Source organism: Streptomyces sp. RGM 3693 (assembly GCF_050471125.1).
Classification (GTDB): domain Bacteria; phylum Actinomycetota; class Actinomycetes; order Streptomycetales; family Streptomycetaceae; genus Streptomyces.
On record NZ_JBMPPQ010000003.1, the window covers coordinates 466,046 to 483,863 of the forward strand.

General features: G+C 67.8%; 18 protein-coding genes and 4 pseudogenes. 14 read left to right on the forward strand and 8 right to left on the reverse strand.

Annotated features, from left to right (window positions below):
- Window positions 1–34 precede the first annotated feature (34 nt).
- Window positions 35–772: an alpha/beta fold hydrolase gene (locus ACO0M4_RS30675; RefSeq protein ID WP_430374329.1), complete on the reverse strand. Its 738-nt coding sequence runs from the start codon at window positions 770–772 to the stop codon at window positions 35–37.
- Window positions 773–921: 149 nt separating this feature from the next.
- Between ACO0M4_RS30675 and ACO0M4_RS30680 the strand changes: the two genes are divergently transcribed.
- A complete protein-coding gene (locus ACO0M4_RS30680) occupies window positions 922–1,419 on the forward strand; it encodes a transposase (RefSeq protein ID WP_430374330.1) in 498 nt (165 codons plus the stop codon).
- Window positions 1,420–1,502: 83 nt separating this feature from the next.
- Entirely contained in the window at window positions 1,503–1,946 is a 444-nt protein-coding gene (locus ACO0M4_RS30685; RefSeq protein WP_430374331.1) for a transposase, read from the forward strand.
- Between the two features lie 5 nt (window positions 1,947–1,951).
- Here ACO0M4_RS30685 and ACO0M4_RS30690 read toward each other — a convergent pair.
- The 6 genes and pseudogenes from ACO0M4_RS30690 to ACO0M4_RS30715 all read right to left on the reverse strand — a co-directional run.
- Window positions 1,952–2,168: pseudogene (locus ACO0M4_RS30690) on the reverse strand (helix-turn-helix domain-containing protein); the annotation flags it as partial.
- 60 nt (window positions 2,169–2,228) lie between these two features.
- Window positions 2,229–3,419 (reverse strand): hydroxymethylglutaryl-CoA reductase, encoded by a 1,191-nt coding sequence (locus ACO0M4_RS30695; protein ID WP_430374332.1) that lies wholly within the window; start codon window positions 3,417–3,419, stop codon window positions 2,229–2,231.
- 75 nt (window positions 3,420–3,494) lie between these two features.
- Window positions 3,495–4,112, reverse strand: coding sequence for a hypothetical protein (locus ACO0M4_RS30700; RefSeq protein ID WP_430374333.1), 618 nt, complete (start codon window positions 4,110–4,112; stop codon window positions 3,495–3,497).
- Window positions 4,113–4,164: 52 nt separating this feature from the next.
- Entirely contained in the window at window positions 4,165–5,460 is a 1,296-nt protein-coding gene (locus tag ACO0M4_RS30705; RefSeq protein ID WP_430374334.1) for an MFS transporter, read from the reverse strand.
- 453 nt (window positions 5,461–5,913) lie between these two features.
- Window positions 5,914–6,440: pseudogene (locus tag ACO0M4_RS30710) on the reverse strand (transposase); the annotation flags it as partial.
- A gap of 141 nt (window positions 6,441–6,581) precedes the next feature.
- Window positions 6,582–6,943: pseudogene (locus ACO0M4_RS30715) on the reverse strand (IS5/IS1182 family transposase); the annotation flags it as partial.
- Window positions 6,944–7,094: 151 nt separating this feature from the next.
- Here ACO0M4_RS30715 and ACO0M4_RS30720 point away from each other — a divergent pair.
- Window positions 7,095–7,307: a hypothetical protein gene (locus tag ACO0M4_RS30720; RefSeq protein ID WP_430374335.1), complete on the forward strand. Its 213-nt coding sequence runs from the start codon at window positions 7,095–7,097 to the stop codon at window positions 7,305–7,307.
- A 51-nt stretch (window positions 7,308–7,358) separates the two neighbouring features.
- Here the strand turns inward: ACO0M4_RS30720 and ACO0M4_RS30725 are convergent, their stop codons facing one another.
- Window positions 7,359–8,300: a GlxA family transcriptional regulator gene (locus tag ACO0M4_RS30725; RefSeq protein WP_430374336.1), complete on the reverse strand. Its 942-nt coding sequence runs from the start codon at window positions 8,298–8,300 to the stop codon at window positions 7,359–7,361.
- A gap of 71 nt (window positions 8,301–8,371) precedes the next feature.
- On the opposite strand from ACO0M4_RS30725, the gene ACO0M4_RS30730 reads away from it, so the two are divergent.
- From ACO0M4_RS30730 to ACO0M4_RS30780, 11 genes and pseudogenes are all read left to right on the forward strand, one after another.
- The gene (locus tag ACO0M4_RS30730) at window positions 8,372–9,004 is read left to right on the forward strand and encodes an HD domain-containing protein (protein ID WP_430374337.1); all 633 of its coding nucleotides are present in this window, start codon (window positions 8,372–8,374) and stop codon (window positions 9,002–9,004) included.
- A 120-nt stretch (window positions 9,005–9,124) separates the two neighbouring features.
- Complete coding sequence (locus tag ACO0M4_RS30735; RefSeq protein ID WP_430374338.1) at window positions 9,125–9,640, forward strand: alpha/beta fold hydrolase; 516 nt, start codon at window positions 9,125–9,127, stop codon at window positions 9,638–9,640.
- A gap of 427 nt (window positions 9,641–10,067) precedes the next feature.
- Complete coding sequence (locus ACO0M4_RS30740; RefSeq protein ID WP_430374339.1) at window positions 10,068–10,295, forward strand: ferredoxin; 228 nt, start codon at window positions 10,068–10,070, stop codon at window positions 10,293–10,295.
- Entirely contained in the window at window positions 10,285–11,679 is a 1,395-nt protein-coding gene (locus tag ACO0M4_RS30745) for an NAD(P)/FAD-dependent oxidoreductase (protein WP_430374340.1), read from the forward strand. The genes ACO0M4_RS30740 and ACO0M4_RS30745 overlap by 11 nt, the downstream gene beginning before the upstream one ends.
- Window positions 11,680–11,718: 39 nt before the next feature.
- A complete protein-coding gene (locus tag ACO0M4_RS30750) occupies window positions 11,719–12,924 on the forward strand; it encodes a cytochrome P450 (RefSeq protein WP_430374341.1) in 1,206 nt (401 codons plus the stop codon).
- Between the two features lie 194 nt (window positions 12,925–13,118).
- Window positions 13,119–13,295 (forward strand): annotated as a pseudogene (locus ACO0M4_RS30755) (IS5/IS1182 family transposase); the annotation flags it as partial.
- A gap of 155 nt (window positions 13,296–13,450) precedes the next feature.
- The gene (locus ACO0M4_RS30760) at window positions 13,451–14,995 is read left to right on the forward strand and encodes an FMN-binding glutamate synthase family protein (RefSeq protein ID WP_430374342.1); all 1,545 of its coding nucleotides are present in this window, start codon (window positions 13,451–13,453) and stop codon (window positions 14,993–14,995) included.
- Between the two features lie 122 nt (window positions 14,996–15,117).
- Window positions 15,118–15,924 carry an alpha/beta hydrolase family protein gene (locus ACO0M4_RS30765; RefSeq protein WP_430374343.1) on the forward strand — a complete coding sequence of 269 codons (807 nt, stop codon included), beginning with the start codon at window positions 15,118–15,120 and terminating at the stop codon, window positions 15,922–15,924.
- Between the two features lie 40 nt (window positions 15,925–15,964).
- Window positions 15,965–16,498: a DUF1648 domain-containing protein gene (locus ACO0M4_RS30770; protein WP_430374344.1), complete on the forward strand. Its 534-nt coding sequence runs from the start codon at window positions 15,965–15,967 to the stop codon at window positions 16,496–16,498.
- 366 nt (window positions 16,499–16,864) lie between these two features.
- Window positions 16,865–17,674 carry an SDR family NAD(P)-dependent oxidoreductase gene (locus tag ACO0M4_RS30775; protein WP_430374345.1) on the forward strand — a complete coding sequence of 270 codons (810 nt, stop codon included), beginning with the start codon at window positions 16,865–16,867 and terminating at the stop codon, window positions 17,672–17,674.
- 63 nt (window positions 17,675–17,737) lie between these two features.
- A complete protein-coding gene (locus ACO0M4_RS30780) occupies window positions 17,738–17,815 on the forward strand; it encodes a 50S ribosomal protein bL37 (RefSeq protein ID WP_430375326.1) in 78 nt (25 codons plus the stop codon).
- The last annotated feature ends 3 nt before the right edge of the window (window positions 17,816–17,818 follow it).

Consider the following 17,818-nt stretch of genomic DNA (forward strand, 5'->3'; position numbering starts at 1 on the left):
GCTCGGGGCGGCCCCTGACGAGGGTAGCCGCTGGTCAGCGGGCGATCTCGGCCAGCAGTGAGGCCAGTTCGATCGGCCGGGAGAACATCGGCCAGTGTCCGGTTGGCAGGTGGAACAGGTCCATTCTGGCCATCGGCTCGAAGACTGGGTTGCCGCTGTCGGCCAGCATGCGCACCTGTTCGGGAGCGAATGTCGAGGCGATCACCGAGCAGCGCGTGTCCGGCGGCGGCGTGGGACGGTCCAGGGCGCGAGTGGCGGTCGCGAACGGCTGAGGTGTGGCCAACTCGACTATGCGCGCGAGCTGTTCGCTCGCGAGTCCTGCCAGGTTGTCCGGATCTGCTGCCGGGTCGAACGGCGGTACCGGCAGCTGCCAGCCATCCCCCTGCTCCGCTACCTGCTTGCGCCACTCCTCCTGCTTCTGGGGCTCGTTGAAGTCGATCAGAGCCATGCCAGCGGGCAACGGCCCCGCGTCCACATACACGATCCGTGCGATGCGCTCCGGGATCCGGTCGGCGGCGCCAGTCACCGGAAGGTTTGCTCCGCTGTGCCCGACCAGCACCACATCCCGCAGACCGTTGTCGTCCACGAGACGGACGATGTCATCTATATGCGTGTAGACGTCCACATCGGGGGTGGCCTCGGCTGCGCGGTCGGCCAGGCCGGTCAGCGTGAGTGGGTAGACATCATGTCCCGCCGCTCTCAGTGCCGGTGTCACTTCGTCCCATGCCCACGCTCCGAGCCAGAACCCGGGAACCAGAACGATCTCCGCCATGGCCACCCTCATTTCATGCTTGCCCTGCTGTGCCGGACGCCAGGCTAGGCACGATGACGGACACCTGCTGTCCTAGGGCGCGTATTTGGTTGTGATCAATCTACGGGTTTTGCCCTCGCGTCGGGGCGTGTTCCGGTAGATGGTCATGTATGACGCAGGTGCAACTGACGGACAGTGAATGGGAGTTCATCGAGCCCTACCTGCCGATAGGCAGGTTCGGCCCGTACCCCGAGCGGCTGCGGCAGCAGTTCGAGGGGGTGGTCTGGCGGTTCAAGACGGGCGGGCAGTGGCGGGAGATGTCGGCCGATTTCGGTGCCTGGACGACCGTCCACAACCGGTTCCGGCAGTGGAGGGATGCCGGCGTCTTCGAAGCCCTGCTGGAAGGGCTAATAGCGGAGGCCGCGAAACGGGGCGAGGTCGACTTGTCCCTGGTCAGCGTGGACTCCACCACCGCCCGGGCCCACCACGACGCTGCCGGGATGCACCTCGACGAAGACATCATGACCGCACTGGAGGAAGCCGCGGCCGAGGAGCACAAGGCCCGTGAAAAAGGGGCAGTCCGCAGGAACAAGACGGGCGGGCCTTCGAAGACGACCCCGAGCAGGAGGAACGGCGACGCGTCCGGCATCGACGCAGGCTCCGGCTGAAGGCTGCCCTGCTCGGCCGATCGTGGGGAGGACGGACCAGCAAAATCCACCTCGCCACCGACCGGAAATGCCGCCCACTGGCGTTGCTCCTGACCGCCGGTCAGGCGGCAGATAGCCCGCGGTTCATCCCCGTCCTGAACAAAGTGCGGGTGCGCGGGCCTGCCGGCCGACCCCGCACTCGGCCCGAGGCGGTCGCCGGCGATAAGGCGTACTCGTCCCGCGGCAACCGCGCCTACCTGCGCAAACGCCGTATCAAGGCGGTCATCCGGGAGAAGGGACCAAGCCGCCCACCGGAAGAAGAAGGGCAACAGGGGCGGCAGGCCCGTCAGTCACGACACCGAGCTCTACAAGGAACGGAACACCGTCGAGCGCGCGATCAACAAGCTGAAGGCATGGCGAGGCATCGCCACACGCTACGACAAGACCCCGGGAAGCTACCTCGCCGGCCTCCACCTCCGCGCCTCAATGATCTGGATCAAGGACCTCACACGAACCACCCCTCGATCACAACCAAATACGCGCCCTAGTCCTGCCTCGGCAGCGAGGTCGGTCCCTTCGGCCGCAAGGCCCTCGGTCCACCGTCCTGCCAGTCCTGGCGCCATCGTTCCACCGAGCGCACGGATCCTTAAGCCCCTCGCGATCAGCGAACTCTTCTCACCCCGGGCGAACCGCTCCGCCGCCTGGAGCCGCAGCTCTTCACGGAACTCCCGCTGCTCGTCCGTCAGTCCACCGCCCTGTGCGTACCGCATACCTTCGGCCCACCGCAGGGACCACAGTCTGTCAGCCACGACGACACCACGAGTTCAGGATCAGTAACGGGCAGGTCTGTTGCGTCCAAGGCGTTCATGGGAGCTGGCGAAATGTCCGGAAACGGCTGCAGAGACCGTCGAGAGGTCGAGGGCGAGTGCAAAGCCGGCAATGATCTCGGCCAGGCGGGCGGCACTTCCTTTTCCCGTGCAGCCCATCATCTCCAGGAGTTCGTGCTGCGCGGGCAGGTGGGTGCCGCCGCCGACCGTCCCGAGCGCCAGGCCGGGGAGAGTGATGCTGGCATAGACGCCGGCTGACGCCCGTTCGAGGATGAACTGACCCACGCTCGACTCGTGAACACATGCGATGTCCTGACCCGTCGCGGCGAAGATTGCCGCCACGATGTTGGCGGTGTTCGCGTTCGAACCCAGAGCTCCGCCATGGACCGCCCCGGATGCGATGTGGTGGTATCCCATGACCAGTTCATCGGGGGTTGTGTTCAAGACCCGCTTGATGATGCCTTCGGGAAGGACACATTCGGCGGTCACTCTGATTCCACGACCTTCCGTCATCCTCTGGGAAGACGCCTTTTTGTCGCCGGATGTGTTTCCCTCGATGATGAAGGAATCGAGTTCCCGGCCGTCGATCAGGTGAGGCTGTTCCAGGATCCATTGGCAGGCATGCCAGGTGCAGATAGTGGTCATGTTCTGGCCGGCCGCGTCCCCAGTGGTGTATGTGAACTTCAGGTGGACAGTCCTGCCCAGCAACACGGGCTCGATCGAGATGAGCTCAGCATGCTTCGAGACCTGCCGGATGACTGCTCGAAGATCGCCCAAGTACTGGGTTACCGTTGACGCGAAAAGACTGGCCGCCGACATCCTGGAGAAGGCGAAAACCGGTGCACGTGTCATACGTTGCGAGATGGCACATGTGCTGACTCCCCCCGCCATGCTGACAGCGAGCGAGCCACGAGTCACCGATGAGACCAAAGCGCCCTCTGTGGTCGCCATGGGTGCATAGATCTCGCCCTGTACATTCTCCCCGCGGAACAGCAGCGGCCCGGCCAGGCCGACCGGGATCTCGACGCTTCCGACGAATCCCTCGATGTTTCCGGTCAGCCTGCCGGCGTCGAGCCGGGTGTGTTCCATGGAATGCAGGCCGAGCCCGGTTATGGAGCGAATCCAGTTGAGCCGTTGAAGCCGAGCCGGCTCCGTGTAGATTCCTCTGGCGGGAACGTACTTTCCCAACCCCACGGCCTACCTCTCATCAGGATCGCTTGGACCGAGTGTGCGGCCCAGCTCAGCCGGGTCACACACTCGGGTGTCACGTCATGGCACGACGATCGTCATGACTCCAGTGACCGTTAGAGAGGAGAGGCCGCTCGGCGACATACATGCTGCCAGGGCGTTTGCCGGCTGGGTTCCGACAACGACAATGGCGATGGTGCCGCCTTGGTACCTTCCGGAGGTGTATGACGCGGCGATGGTCTTCGACCCGTTCACCAGGTCGGCCAACGAGGGCTCGGCCCAGGTGTAGTTGCTGGTGGTAGGACCGCTGGAGGCGTTCCAGAAGGATACTTGCGGAGAGCCGGAGTTCGCGTAGACGCCGGCCAGGCAACTGGCGCTGGTTGGCGCGCTTCCCGCCTGGAATGCGTTACCGGCGTTGATGCCGCTGTTCAGGTGGGGATCGCCGCTGCAGGACCAGATCTTGCTGTGGGCTCGGTCGACCGAAAACGTGGTGGTCTTGGGAGTAACGCCAACGGGGGTACTCCAGTTCTGTGTCCAGGTGATGTTGCAGGTGATGACCTGAGCCGCGTTGGCCTGGGTTACGGAAAATCCCAGGAAGCCGGCGACTGCCGCGAGAACGGTGAAAACCGCGGCCAGACTTTGCCACCGGCACCGCGGTTTGCGGTCGCGCTGTGACCCTTGAGTGGGCTGCAATGTCATGGTTCGTTCCTCCATTCGAAGGGACTGGGACCGATGGATGGCGGAGTGATGGTCAGGGAGAGGAGCACGGACGGTGCTCCGTCGGTCCGGGGATATCAGGGGTTGCGGCAGGGGCGTCCTGGGGCGTTTCCGGTCGGACGAATGCCAGAGCAAGTGCGGCGACAGCCAACGCGGCCAGGGTGTAGATCGCGACCGTATGGGGACCGGGGAAACTCCCTCGCACAAGGAGGAATTGGACGAGGGTGCCCCCCAGCAGCGCCCCGAACTGGTAGCCGGCCGAGATGCCGGTGCAGCGCAGCGAGAAAGGGAACAGTTCGGCCAGGAGCGCGGCTGTAGGCCCGCAGAGTGCGGCGAATGCGACGAGACCCACGACAAATACCACGACCATCAGCGGTCGGGAGAGGGTGTCGACGAGAGGGAAGAACACCATCGCATGGACTGCGGTGGCGAGGAGGCCGAGCAGGCAGACCCGTCGTCGCCCATAGTGATCCGACAGCGTCGCGAATCCCGGGATCAGCCCCGCCAGGAGAACCGGCCCACCGGTCAAGAAGATGATGACTTCGGAGGGCGGCATACCTGCAGCGTTCAGGAAGTACGACAGGGAAAAGCCGAACGAGAACGTGTAGAACGCAACCTCGACGCCGATCGTCACGCCGATCGCGACCAGCAGATGTCGCGGGTAACGCCGCGCGACCTCGACCAGCGGAAGCCGGGCTTGCGTGCGACTACCGGCGGGTGTGGCGAACGCCGAGGCTTGCGCCACGTTTTGCTGTGTCCACCACGCGACAGCCACCAGAACCAGAGACAGCAGGAACGGCACCCGCCAGCCCCAAGCCAGGTAGTCGTGCGTGGGAAGGACGGTGGACATCGTGTTGAGGGCCACGGCCGCAAGAAAGTAGCCGGCCGGCATCCCGACCAGGGCCCAGGCTGCAACCAGCCCCCGTCGGTTCGGGCGGGCGTGTTCCCATGAGAGGACCACGGCAGCACCCCAGACCCCACCCAGACCCAGGCCCTGCACCAGACGCAGGATGACCAAAACGATTGGAGCGATGAGCCCGATCGTCCAGTACGGAGGCACTAGCGGGATCATCCCGGTGGGAACCGCCGTAAGCACCAAAGCCCCGACCAGCATCGGACGTCGGCCGTATCGGTCGCCGATATAGCCGAAGATCAAGCCGCCCAAAGGCCTTGTCACAAACCCGGATCCGAACATGCCCAACAGAAGCAGAGTGCCGGCCAGTGGCACAGCCGCCGGAAAATACAAGTGATCGAACACCATGCCGGAGGCTCTGACGAAGAGGAAGAAGTCGTACCACACCAACGTGCTGCCCAGCAGGCTCGCGATCACCGCCCGGCGCACGGCCTCCGACGCAAAAGCCCGGCCACTGCGCCGATTTCGCGTGAAAACCGAAGAAACCGTTGACACAGAGGCAGACGCCCACTGTCCCACCGTCGACCTCCAGATAGATGCCAGGACCCGCCCACAGCCTCAGAGAAGATTCCGACCACCTGCGTGCAGCCCACCGACGCAGGCACCTGTCTTGTCGCGCACGACACCCCTATCGGGGCTGAGTAGCCGAGCTGGGAGAACCGCTCGATCCCCCGCGCTGAGTTCGCATTGACCTACTACGGAATCCTGCTGTGGATCGGCTTTGCGGCCGCGTTACGGTCACTATCCTGCGTCCCCACAACCAACGCCAGTGGTGAGGACTCCCGTGAAGGAGCACGCCACCCGCGCGCCCGACGAGACGCGCGCGCCGTCACTACATCATCCGGCAGAGCAGGCGCGCTGCGACGGACGTCCATTCGAGCTGCTGGGCAGGGCAGCCTTCAGCCGGAGCCTGCGTCGATGCCGGACGCGTCGCCGTTCCTCCTGCTCGGGGTCGTCTTCGAAGGCCCGCCCGTCTTGTTCCTGCGGACTGCCCCTTTTTCACGGGCCTTGTGCTCCTCGGCCGCGGCTTCCTCCAGTGCGGTCATGATGTCTTCGTCGAGGTGCATCCCGGCAGCGTCGTGGTGGGCCCGGGCGGTGGTGGAGTCCACGCTGACCAGGGACAAGTCGACCTCGCCCCGTTTCGCGGCCTCCGCTATTAGCCCTTCCAGCAGGGCTTCGAAGACGCCGGCATCCCTCCACTGCCGGAACCGGTTGTGGACGGTCGTCCAGGCACCGAAATCGGCCGGCATCTCCCGCCACTACCCGCCCGTCTTGAACCGCCAGCCCACCCCCTCGAACTGCTGCCGCAGCCGCTCGGGGTACGGGCCGAACCTGCCTATCGGCAGGTAGGGCTCGATGAACTCCCAGTCACTGTCCGTCAGTTGCACCTGCGTCATACATGACCATCTACCGGAACACGCCCCGACGCGAGGGCAAAACCCGCAGATTGATCACAACCAAATACGCGCCCTAGATCCCAGGTGGCCGGCAGTGTCTTCTCGCGTGATTCAGAACGCAGCCACAGGAGACTCCGGGAGTCACGGGCGGAGCCAGAGACGTAAGGCAGCAATGGTCCGGTCACGGTGCCGCGAAAGACGTAGGACCTCTCGTCAAAGCCTGTAGCCACGGCCGGCTGATCTTCAACCGGTTGATCAGCCGCTCAACTTCGTTTCTGCGGGCGCAGCGTGGTGGGTCAAAGCCGGCGGGCCTACCGCCGTTACTGCCACGGCGCCTGCGGTGGGCCTGCTGGTCACGGCGTTCGGGGATGGCGTGCTTCGTCTGCCGACGCCGCAGGTATTGGCGGTTGCGGCGTGATGAATACGCTTTGTCGCCGCTCAGGCGGTCCGGCCGGGTGCGGGGATGGCCGCCGGCTGGCCGGGGGCACGCGAATGCGTTCCAGGAGCGGGATCATCCTGCGACCGCCGGGTCACCGAGCAGCCCCGATCAGCCCCGCAGCACCCGCGGACGAGGCGTGGTCGCCGGCAAGGAGCACCAGCCACCGAAGACCGCAACAACCTGGTCAAAAGCCTCCCGGCGGAGCTGAAGCACGGGTGGGAGCTGATCACGCGGAAGGGGACCTGGCCATCGTGCGCGGGCGCTTCACGGGACACGGTCCGCCCGTCCCGTGGATCGCCGTCGACTTCCTCCGCGTCGGGGACGGCATCCTGGTGGCGCGCTGGGACGTGTTCGAAGGCGGAGTCTCCCGGGAGCAGTCCGTGAGCGGTCTGCCGGTGCACGGCGGCACCTTCCCCGAGGAACGCTGACGAGCAGTGGCCTCCTTCCGCAGGTCACGGTGGTGGAAGGTCACGCGGGTCTCATGCCTGGAAGGTGGCCCGGTAGGCCGCGGGGGAAGTGCCGACATGGCGGTGGAAGGCGGCCCGGAAGGCGGCGGGGCTGCCCAGGCCGCTGAGGCGGGCGACCTGTTCGACGGGAGCCGTGGTCGTTTCCAGGAGTTCGCGCGCCCAGTCGATGCGGGCGGCGGTCAGCCAGGCCATCGGCGACGTGTCCGTCTCCTGCTGGAAACGCCGGATGAACGTCCTGCGGGACATGTGCGCGCGCTGGGCCAACTCGTCCACGGTGTGGCGGTCGGCGAGATGGTCGAGCATCCAGGTGCGGATCGGCGCGAGATCCTCACCGCGGCTGGCCGGGCGGAAGCGGTCGATGAACTGTGCCTGGCCGCCGGCGCGTTGGGGCAGGGCGACGAGTACCCGTGCGCGGGCGTTGGCGGCTGCGGCGCCGTAGTCGCTGCGGATGAGGTGCAGGCACAGGTCGACGCCTGCGGTCACTCCCGCGGAGGTGAGGATGTCGCCGTCGTCGACGTAGAGCTGGTTCGGCCGGACGTCGATGAGGGGGTACCGGCGTTGCAGCGCAGCGGTCTCCCGCCAGTGGGTCGTCGCCGGGCGCCCGTCCAACAGCCCGGCGGCCGCCAGCGCGAAGGCTCCCGTGCAGATCGACACCAGCCGGGCTCCGCAGGCGTGCGCCGAGCGGATCGCCGACAGCGCCGTGGCGGGAGGCGGGGCGTCCGGATCCTCGTACCCGGGGACGACGACGGTGTCGGCGTCCCGCAGCCCTTCCAACCCGGCGGGCGCGACGACGGTGAACCCACCGCTGAGGACCGGCCCGGCTGACGGATCGGCGCAGACGGTGACCTGGTAGTGCGGGTCCGTCCCGAAGGTCTGTACCGGTATGCCGAGGTCGAGCGGGAGGACCCCCGGGAGCGCCAGCACGGCGACGCGGTGCCCTTCGATGGTCGACATGGCACGATCCTAGCGCTGCATGACCCGCGTGCCACTATCGAGGGCCAGGGCCTGATTCGTAGCCTGCGTCCATGGACTTCTCGCTCGACTTGCCCGCCGGCCCCTTGGTCGAGGCCGTCCTCTCCACCGTGCGGACCTCCGAGACCCCGTCGGTGGTCAATCACAGCGTGCGCAGCTTCTTCTTCGCCCAGCTCCTCGCCGCCCACGAAGGATGCCTGGAGGACGCCGCCTACGACCGTGACCGGCTGTTCGCCGCGACCGTTCTGCACGACCTGGGCGCGGGCGACCTCGCGACGGGCGAGGCACGCTTCGAGGTGGAAGGTGCCGACCTGGCGGCGAATCTGCTGCGGCGGCACAAGGTCCCCGAAGCAGACGTCGACCGTGTGTGGGAGGCGATCGCCCTGCACACCTCGCCCGGTATCGCCGAGCGCCGCGGCTTGCTGTGCTACCTCACCCATGAGGGAGTGGGCATCGACTTCGGGCGCAACGCGGAGGTCGTCTCCCGGTGGGAGAAGCAGATCCACGCCGCCTATCCCCGCCTGGCCATGGTCCGCTCGCTCGTCGACGCGATCGTGGAGCGCGCCGCCCGGTCAGACGCCGCGGCTCCCCGCTACTCGATCGGCGGAGAACTCCTCCGCGAACGCCGGGCCGACGGCGTGACCAGCCTGGAAAGTGCTGCCGCCACCTCCCCCTGGGGAGAGTGAGAGACCGCCGAGGTCCCACGCCGCGACGAGCCGACTGGCACCGAAGGAAGAGTCCGCACGACCCCGGGAAAGGAAACCGACTGCCATGGCCCCACACCCCCGATCGCAAGGCACTTCGACGTGGAGAACGGGCGGATCTACGGACAGGTCCGCGAGGGTGCCCGCCCTGCGCTGGTCTTCCTCCACTACTGGGGTGGTTCCCACCGCACTTGGCAGCGCGTCATCGAAAACCTCGACCCCGCGCAGGGATACGTCGCCTACGACCACCGTGGTTGGGGCGAGTCCGCGGACGTGCCTGGCCCCTACGGCATCGAGCAGCTCGCCGACGACGCCGAGCGTGTCATGAACGGCCTCAACTACGACGAGTACCTAGTGGTGGGCCATTCCATGGGCGGGAAGGTAGCCCAGGTGCTGGCCGGCAGCGACGACAAGGTGGACCCGCCGCAGGTCTTGCGCGAACACCTCCTCCCATTGATTCCCACCGCCACCCTCACCGAGCTCGCCGACACCGGCCACCTGTCACCGCTGGAGGTGCCCGACCAAATCGCCTCTCACATCAGCACGTTCACGGCCAACCTCCAGCACGCGGTCTCAACCGACCCCGCAGCGCTCACCCACGACGCCCAAGGCCAGTGATTCGGCCTTGGGCACCAATCGGGCGGCCGGAACGTCGACGTACCGCTCAGGCGGGCTCTTCACCTGGTCCACGGCTTCACGCGTAGTCGAGGCCAGTCGATGGCCAGTCGATGGCCAGTTGAAGCCGCAGCCCTGGCAAAGGCATTCGGGCAACACTGTGTAATGCCGCGAACCCTGAGGGTGTCCGGCTGCGTACCGCTCCTCCTCCACGGCGAGTCCCAGAACGGCTACGACACTCCCGGCACCACCTCTCACTTCAGCGATTTCAGTCGACGGAGCGTCGGGGTCTGCACGCCCCTTATCCGGTTTGCGAGCCGTTCCGAAGGAGTCGATCCTGAAGGAGAGGCATGCCAACCGATCGGGTGGACCGAGCGCAAGGGCTGCGGAGCTTGCGGCCGCCGGAGCCTGAGCAGGAAGCGGGTTCCAGATGAGGCTTGTCGTGGATCTCAACCGGTGCCAGGGATTCGCGCAGTGCGTCTTCCTCGCCCCGGACGTCTTCGCCCTGCACGGCGAAGAAGCACTGTTGTTCTCCCCGCGCTTCGACGAGGAACAACGCGACCGCGTGGAGAAGGCCGCGGCGGCCTGCCCGGTGCAGGCCATCCTCGTCGACTACTCCGACGAGCCGACGAGGGGTGTGGAGCTCCATGTCGGCTGACACGGACATCGAGGCCCTACGACGCCAGGGCCGCATCGTCGTCGTCGGTGCCTCGCTGGCCGGTCTGCGCGCGGCGGAAACCTTGCGCGACAAGGGCTTCAGCGGATCGCTGACCATGATCGGCGACGAGCCGTACGAACCCTACGACCGGCCGCCGCTGTCCAAGCAGGCGCTGCTCGGACGGGCACGACCCGAGGACACCGCACTGCCGCGGCGGCGCGACATCGATGCCGAATGGCGTCTGGGCGTCGCCGCCGAGAGCCTGGACCGGGACGCCAAGTGGGTACGTCTGGCGAACGGCGACACCGTTCCCTACGACCGCCTGCTGATCACCACCGGGACCCGAGCAAGGCCCTGGATCCATCCGGAAGAGGCCGCGCTGGACGGGGTGTTCGTGCTGCGCACCCGCGACGACTCCGCCCGCCTGCAACGGAAGCTGACCGCGGGCGTGTCCCGGGTGCTGGTGATCGGCGCCGGTTTCACGGGCTCCGAGGTCGCCTCCGCCTGCCGGGAGCTGGGCCTTGAGGTCACGGTCGCCGAACGCGGCCCGGCACCGCTGGTCGGCGCGCTCGGCGGGGTGATCGGCGCTGCCGCGGACCGGCTGCAGCGCAGTAAGGAAGTCGATCTGCGCTGCGGGGTCAGCGTCACCGCCCTGGAGGGCGACTACGGGGGACGGCTCAGACGCGCCCATCTGTCCGACGGTTCGGCGATGGATGTGGAGGTGGCGGTCGTCTCGCTCGGTGCCGTCCGGAACACGGACTGGCTCGCTGGCTCGGGGGTTGCCGCGGGTCCCCGGGGGGTCGCGTGCGACGCCGGGTGCCGGGTGTTCGACGTCAACGGCATCGTCACCGACGACATCTACGCCGCCGGTGACGTCGCCCGCAGCCCGCACCCGTTGTTCGACTACCAGTTCCTGTCGCTGGAGCACTGGGGCAACGCGGTCGAACAGGCCGAGATCGCCGCCCACAACATGATCTGTGCGGGGACGAAGCGCATTCCGCACCTGTGGCTGCCGATGTTCTGGTCCTCCCAGTTCGGCGTCAACATCAAGTCCGTTGGTGTGCCCCCGCTGGGCGACCAACTGGTCGTCGCGCAGGGGGCGCTCGCCGAGGATCGGTTCGTCGCGGTGTACGGCTACCGCGGCCGGGTCATCGCCGCCGCGTCCTTCGACGGAGCCAAGTGGCTGGGGTTCTACCAGGAACAGATCGCCGCTGGCGCGCCGTTCCCGCCGGAGTACCAGACGGTCGACCGCCGCACCGAGGCGCCGCAGCCCGTCGACCCGGACTTCCCCGACCCCCATCTGCCCACGCACGGGCCCACCGTCACGCTGTCGGGCCACGCACCGAGCGAGCGGCGCGTGCAGTTCGTTCCGGCGCGTGCCTGAACACCGACCCTGTGCCGCCCGGAGCCCTCAGGAGACACCATGGCGCTCGGCACCCTCCCCGCGCGGATCACCGACTACGCCAACCGAGCCGATCCGTACCCGCTCTACGCGGAACTGCGCAGGACACCGGTCAGGCGGGAAGACGACGGCACCTACCTGGTCAGCACCTACTACGAGGTACGGAGCCTGGCCAACGACCCGCGGTTGAGCAACGACACGAGCAACCGTCCACCCGGCCACGCCCGCGTCGGGCAACCGCCGGAGGAGACCGGCCTGCCGCCCAGCTTCATCTTCACCGACCCGCCTCTGCACGACCGGCTGCGCGACACCGTCAACCGGCCGTTCGGTCCCCCGCACAGCCCCAGATTCCTCGACGACCTGCGCGGAGACCTGGCCAAGGTCGTCACCGAGTTGCTCGACGCCTTCGAAGGCAAGGACCAGGTCGACATCGTCGAGGACTTCTCCTACCCCCTGCCCGTCACCGCCATCTGCAAGGTCCTCGGGGTGCCGCGCGAGGACGAACCGCGCTTCCACGGCTGGGCCGACGCCCTGGCGTCGTCACTCGATCCCCAATCCGGCGACGACAGCCAGGAAAAGGCACAGCGCGCACGCCAGGAGTTGGGCTCCTACCTGAGCGATCTGATCGAGACCAAACGCCGCCACCCCGGCCCCGGGATGCTCAGCGCGCTCGCCCCCGAGATGCCCCCGGCAGACCTGGAGGCCACCGCGGTGCTGCTCCTGGTCGCCGGCCACGAGACCACCGTCAACGCGATCACCAATACGACCCTGACCCTGCTGCGCCATCCCGACGTCCTTGCGCGGTTCCAGAAGGAGCCGGCCCTGGCCGTCCCGCTCATCGAGGAAGTGCTGCGGTACGAGCCCCCGGTCCAGTTCGTCCCGTGGACCACCGCCCTGGCCGACATCGACGTCGCCGGCACCACGATCCCCAAGGGCTCGCCGGTCTGGCTCATGCTGGCCGCGGCCAACCGCGATCCCCAACGCTTCAAGGACCCCGACCGATTCGATCCCGACCGCAAGGACAACGAGCACCTGGGTTTCTACACCGGCATCCACTACTGCTTCGGCGCACCGCTCGCCCGCATGGAACTCCATGTGGCCGTGCCCGAACTGTTCCGCCGGGTCAAATTCTCCCGGCTGCTTGAGGACCCGCCGCCGTACCGTGCCAACGCGGTGCTGCGCGGCCCCCGCCACCTCCCCGTGGCGATCGAGGGCCTGACGGCCTGAGCGCTTGAGAGACGCGGCGGTGCCGGCGTTCGGCGCCGGCCGGAGCCTGCCGTCCCGTTCGGTCATCCCCGCCTTCCCACCCCTTTGTGACGCCGGCCGAAGCGAGACGGACACACGGAGGCTGACCGACCGGCCGTGACGGTACGACGGCAATCCGGCCTCCTTGATGTCGCGGTGCTGGTCCTGGAGGAGTCGGTGCCTGGGGAGTTCGCCGCGCCGCTGTCACGTTCGCGGCCGCGCGCTGCTGCGAACGCCGCACCAGCGCCAGCACCGCCTCCTTCGACCGCGCGGATGCCGTCATCACCGTGCGTAGCCCGTTCCGACGCGCCTGGACCAGTCACCGCTGGGACGACCAGCCCACCCGACGACCCTGCCCCCACGCCTGTTCGAGCGAGCCCCTAATATCATTTCGCGTTCTCCGACGGACGCTGACGCCCGCTTGGTCGTGCCCGCCGCCTAACGCCCGATACGACACGACGACTCCACCGCATGGCGATGGAGTCGAGCATCGAGGAGAGGAACGTTCATGCGCGCCCGGAGCATCGCCGCAGCCACCGCAACAGCATTGGCGCTGGTGGCCGCTCGTGACCTTGTCCAGAAGAAGCACGCATTGCTCCGGAACTTCCCGGTGATCGGCCACGCCCGGTACCTGTTGGAGACGATCGGGCCGGAGTTGCGGCAGTACATAGTGACCTCCAACGACGAGGAGCGCCCGTTCAGTCGTGACCAGCGCACCTGGATCTATGCGTCGGCGAAGGGGGAGAACAACTACTTCGGGTTCGGAACCGACAACGACATCGAGCACATGCAGGGGCACGCGTACCTGAAGCAGCGCACGTTCGCCGGCACGCTTCCCGACACGCACGACCCGCAGGCCCCGCTGCCCTCGGCCAAGGTGCTGGGCGGGCCGCGCGGGCGCGCCAAGGCGTTCCGACCGGCGAGCGTGGTGAACATCTCGGCGATGAGCTTCGGATCGCTCTCCGGCGCGGCGATCACGGCGCTCAACAAGGGCGCGGCGCTGGCGGGCACGATGCAGAACACGGGAGAGGGCGGCCTCTCGCCGTACCACCGCAACGGCGGCGACCTCGTCCTTCAAATCGGTACGGCGTACTTCGGCTGCCGCAACGAGGACGGCAGCTTCAACATCGACAAGCTCAAGGATGTGGTCGCCGGCGCCCCGGTCAAGGCCATAGAGATCAAGCTCTCCCAGGGCGCCAAGCCGGGGCTGGGCGGGATGCTGCCGGGCGCGAAGGTGACCCCGGAAATCGCCGAGATCCGCGGCATCCCGCTCGGCAAGGACTGCGCCTCCCCGTCGCGGCACACCGCGTTCAGCGACGTCGACTCGATGCTCGACTTCGTCGAACTGCTCGCCACCGAGACCGGTCTGCCGGTCGGGGTCAAGAGCGCGGTGGGAGAGATGGACTTCTGGCATGAGTTGGCCACGCTGATGGCGCGTGGTGACCGTGGTGTCGACTTCGTGACCATCGACGGCGGCGAGGGCGGCACCGGGGCGGCACCGCTGATCTTCAGCGACTCGGTGTCGCTGCCCTTCCGGATGGGCTTCTCCCGGGTCTACGGCACCTTCGCCGAGCTGGGGCTGACCGACGACCTGACCTTCATCGCCTCCGGCAAGCTCGGCCTGCCCGAGAACGCCGCGGTCGCCTTCGCGCTGGGTGCCGACATGATCAACGTGGCGCGTGAGGCGATGCTGTCGATCGGCTGCATCCAGTCGCAGAAGTGCCACACCGACAAGTGCCCCACCGGCGTCGCCACCCAGAACCCGCGGCTGGCCCGCGGTCTCGACCCGACCTCGAAGGCCACCCGAGCCGCCGTCTACCTGCGCACCCTGCGCAAGGAGCTGATAAAGGTCTCGGCGGCCGTCGGCGTCGCCCACCCGGCACTCATCACCGCCACCGACATCGAGATCCTGAACGGCGACTACGAGGCCCGCACCCTGGCCGGCGTCTACGGCTACAAGGACGGCTGGGGCGAGCTCGGCCCGCACCTCGCCGATGAGATCACTGCGCTGGTCGCCACCAAGCCGACCTCCGTCCAGAAGCCGACCGGCTGACGCGCCGACAGCGACAAGCGCCGCGCTCACTGCCCTCCTGCTCGCAGGACGCGCGGGGCACCAGCCCGGTGTCGCCCCCGTCTCCCCTGCCCACGAACAGCCCCTGCCTAGGTGATCGCAACATGACCGAAAAAGTGAGATTCCCGAGCGTCGTCGGCCCCGAACTGGCCGGAGCGATCGACCTGCCGGAGGGCGAGATCCGAGGCTGGGGGATCTTCGTGCACGGCTTCACGCTGGGCAAGGACTCGCCGGCCGCCTCGCGCGTCAGCAAGCAGCTGGCGCGCGAGGGGATCGGAATGCTGCGCTTCGACAACCTCGGGATCGGGGACTCCGACGGTGACTGGGGGGACGGTTCCTTCACCGTCAAGGTCCAGGACACGGTCCGGGCCGCAGCCCTGATGGCGGAGCGCGGGACTCCGGCCGACCTGCTGGTGGGGCACTCGTGGGGAGGCGCCGCCGTCCTCGCCGCAGCGGCCGAGGCAACGGGCGTCCGCGCGCTCGCCACGATCGGGGCGCCCGTCGAGCCCAGCCACGTCGAGCGACAGTACGACGCGGTGATGGATCGCGTTCTCAGCGAAGGTTCGCACGAGTGGTTCGTGGGCGGGCGGACCCTGGTCCTCAAGCGCGCCTTCGTCGAAGACGTCCGGCGTGCTCATCTGCGCGACCGGATTGGCGAGTTGAACCTGCCGCTGCTCGTCATGCATTCGCCCACCGACTCCACCGTCGACGTCGCCAACGCCGGGGAGATCTTCCGCGAGGCACGGCACCCCCGAAGCTTCGTCTCGCTCGAAGGAGCGGACCATCTCCTGACGGCACGAGGACAGGCACAGCGAGCCGCGCACATCATCAGCGCCTGGGCCGACCAGTACATCCACGGGTCACGGCCCGGAGACAAGGCATCTCAGGTGCTGAAGAGCTCGCTCGGATAGGTGTGGGGGGGCAGGGTCGTCGGCATCGGAGAATTGACCCATGGTCTTCTCACCTCCCGTCCGGCTGTGGCTCCTTCCCAACGTCGCGCTGCTCGCCGCGCTGCTCCTCTGGGGCATCCTCCGCTACCCACATCTGCCGAGCCGGATACCTCAGCACCTCGGCATCGACGGGGTGGATGCCTGGACAGAGCGGTCGATCGGCAGCGCGTTCTCGCTGGTGTTCGTGTACATCGGGGTGACGGTGCTGCTGACCGCCTGCGCCGAGCTGACACTGCGGGTGACTCCACAGGACGAGCTGCCGAAGGAAGCGACGCCGTTCGGCAACGGGTTGGTCGGGTCCTCGCTCAACCGGCCCCGCACCCGCGCCTCGGCACTCGCCGCCGCCCGGGCGTTGCTGGTGCTCAACGCCTGCGTGGGAGTCTCCCTCCTGATCGGCTGCGGGGTGCTGTGGCGCTCCACCGCCGATCGGGAGGTTCCCGGCTGGCTGTTCGCCGCGATGCTCCTGCCTCTCCTCGCCGGGACCGCCGGGACGGTGGTGGCCGCGATGCGCGACCGACGCACGCCCGCGAACTGAGCAAGCGGCCTGGCGGGGAAGGCGTCCGGGGACCGGGCCCTCGGGTCCATCAGGGGGACGTCAAAAGCCGTGCGGCCCTCTTGAAGGCGGGTGCGGGGAAGAATTTGATGGTGACTGTGAACAGCGCCTGGCTCCTTCTCGACCGTCCGCCGTCATGGCGAAGCCGTGCCATGTCACGGTCGACGGCCCCGTGTCGTGCGCCGCGCTGCCTGGAGACCTCCGCCTCACGCTGAGACCTCTCCCGCATACCGACGGGGCGCCTGACCTGATCAGGCGCCCCGCTCTTTGCGCGCCCGTACGCCATGGCCCTGAGCGGCCAGTACCGCGCACCCGCCCCCTTTTACCCTTCTTCCCCTTGAATGGATCATGTCCGACTTCGACCTTTCCTCCCGTACCGTCCTGGTGACCGGCGCCACCTCCGGCATCGGCTTCGAGACCGCCCGCCAGCTCGCCGAACGCGGCGCCACCGTCCTCGTGCACGGCCGCACCCCCGAGGAGGCGCAGGCAGCCGCCGACCGTCTCATCGCCACCGCGGGCATCGACGCCGCACAACTGTGCACGTTCTCCGCGGACTTCACACGCCTGGAGGAGGTCGAGGCGATGGCGCGTCGCGTCCTCGCCGAACACCCCCACCTGGACGTCCTGGTCAACAACGCCGCCACCGCCGCCCCCGAACGCCACACCCTCACCGCCGACGGCAACGAGATCGCCCTCCAGGTCAACTTCCTCGCCCACTACCTCCTGACCTGCCTACTGGAGCCGGCCCTCACCAGCGATTCCGGCGGCCGCGTCGTCAATGTCTCCTCCTCACTGCACCGCACCGCCTCCATCCAGTGGAACGACCCCCAGCGGGCCCGTCGCTACTCCCGGCTCGCCGCCTACGCCCAGTCACAGCTGGCACTCACCGTCTTCGCCGCCGACCCCCGGGTCACGGCGGTCTCCGTCCACCCGGGCGTCTGCGAGACGGACCTGCTGTCCCTGTACGGAATCCACGGCGACACCGCGACCGAGGGCGCGGCCCACGTGGTCCGGCTGTGCGACCCGGCCACCGAAGTCGTCAACGGCGCCTACTACGACCGCGACCAGCGCGTCGACCCGGCACCCGCCGCCACCGAGGGCCGCACCGTCAAGCGCCTCAGCAAACTCGCCGACCAGCTCGTCGGCCAGCACGCCTGAGACACCCCACCGGTTGAGGCGCCGTCAGGCGACCTCCCGCACAACGAAAGGCCCGTACGTCCCATGTCCAAACGCGCCCGCAAGAAGAAGGCCCGTCGCAAAAAGAAGGCCAACCACGGCCGCAAGGCCAACCAGAGCTGAACC

What these genes read in the sequence shown, in the direction of transcription:
- ACO0M4_RS30675 (WP_430374329.1), bottom strand. Translation starts at nt 772, where the DNA reads ATGGCGGAGATCGTTCTGGTTCCCGGGTTCTGGCTCGGAGCGTGGGCA.
- ACO0M4_RS30680 (WP_430374330.1), top strand. Translation starts at nt 922, where the DNA reads ATGACGCAGGTGCAACTGACGGACAGTGAATGGGAGTTCATCGAGCCC.
- ACO0M4_RS30700 (WP_430374333.1), bottom strand. Translation starts at nt 4,112, where the DNA reads ATGACATTGCAGCCCACTCAAGGGTCACAGCGCGACCGCAAACCGCGG.
- ACO0M4_RS30725 (WP_430374336.1), bottom strand. Translation starts at nt 8,300, where the DNA reads ATGTCGACCATCGAAGGGCACCGCGTCGCCGTGCTGGCGCTCCCGGGG.
- ACO0M4_RS30730 (WP_430374337.1), top strand. Translation starts at nt 8,372, where the DNA reads ATGGACTTCTCGCTCGACTTGCCCGCCGGCCCCTTGGTCGAGGCCGTC.
- ACO0M4_RS30740 (WP_430374339.1), top strand. Translation starts at nt 10,068, where the DNA reads ATGAGGCTTGTCGTGGATCTCAACCGGTGCCAGGGATTCGCGCAGTGC.
- ACO0M4_RS30745 (WP_430374340.1), top strand. Translation starts at nt 10,285, where the DNA reads ATGTCGGCTGACACGGACATCGAGGCCCTACGACGCCAGGGCCGCATC.
- ACO0M4_RS30750 (WP_430374341.1), top strand. Translation starts at nt 11,719, where the DNA reads ATGGCGCTCGGCACCCTCCCCGCGCGGATCACCGACTACGCCAACCGA.
- ACO0M4_RS30760 (WP_430374342.1), top strand. Translation starts at nt 13,451, where the DNA reads ATGCGCGCCCGGAGCATCGCCGCAGCCACCGCAACAGCATTGGCGCTG.
- ACO0M4_RS30765 (WP_430374343.1), top strand. Translation starts at nt 15,118, where the DNA reads ATGACCGAAAAAGTGAGATTCCCGAGCGTCGTCGGCCCCGAACTGGCC.
- ACO0M4_RS30770 (WP_430374344.1), top strand. Translation starts at nt 15,965, where the DNA reads ATGGTCTTCTCACCTCCCGTCCGGCTGTGGCTCCTTCCCAACGTCGCG.
- ACO0M4_RS30775 (WP_430374345.1), top strand. Translation starts at nt 16,865, where the DNA reads ATGTCCGACTTCGACCTTTCCTCCCGTACCGTCCTGGTGACCGGCGCC.
- ACO0M4_RS30780 (WP_430375326.1), top strand. Translation starts at nt 17,738, where the DNA reads ATGTCCAAACGCGCCCGCAAGAAGAAGGCCCGTCGCAAAAAGAAGGCC.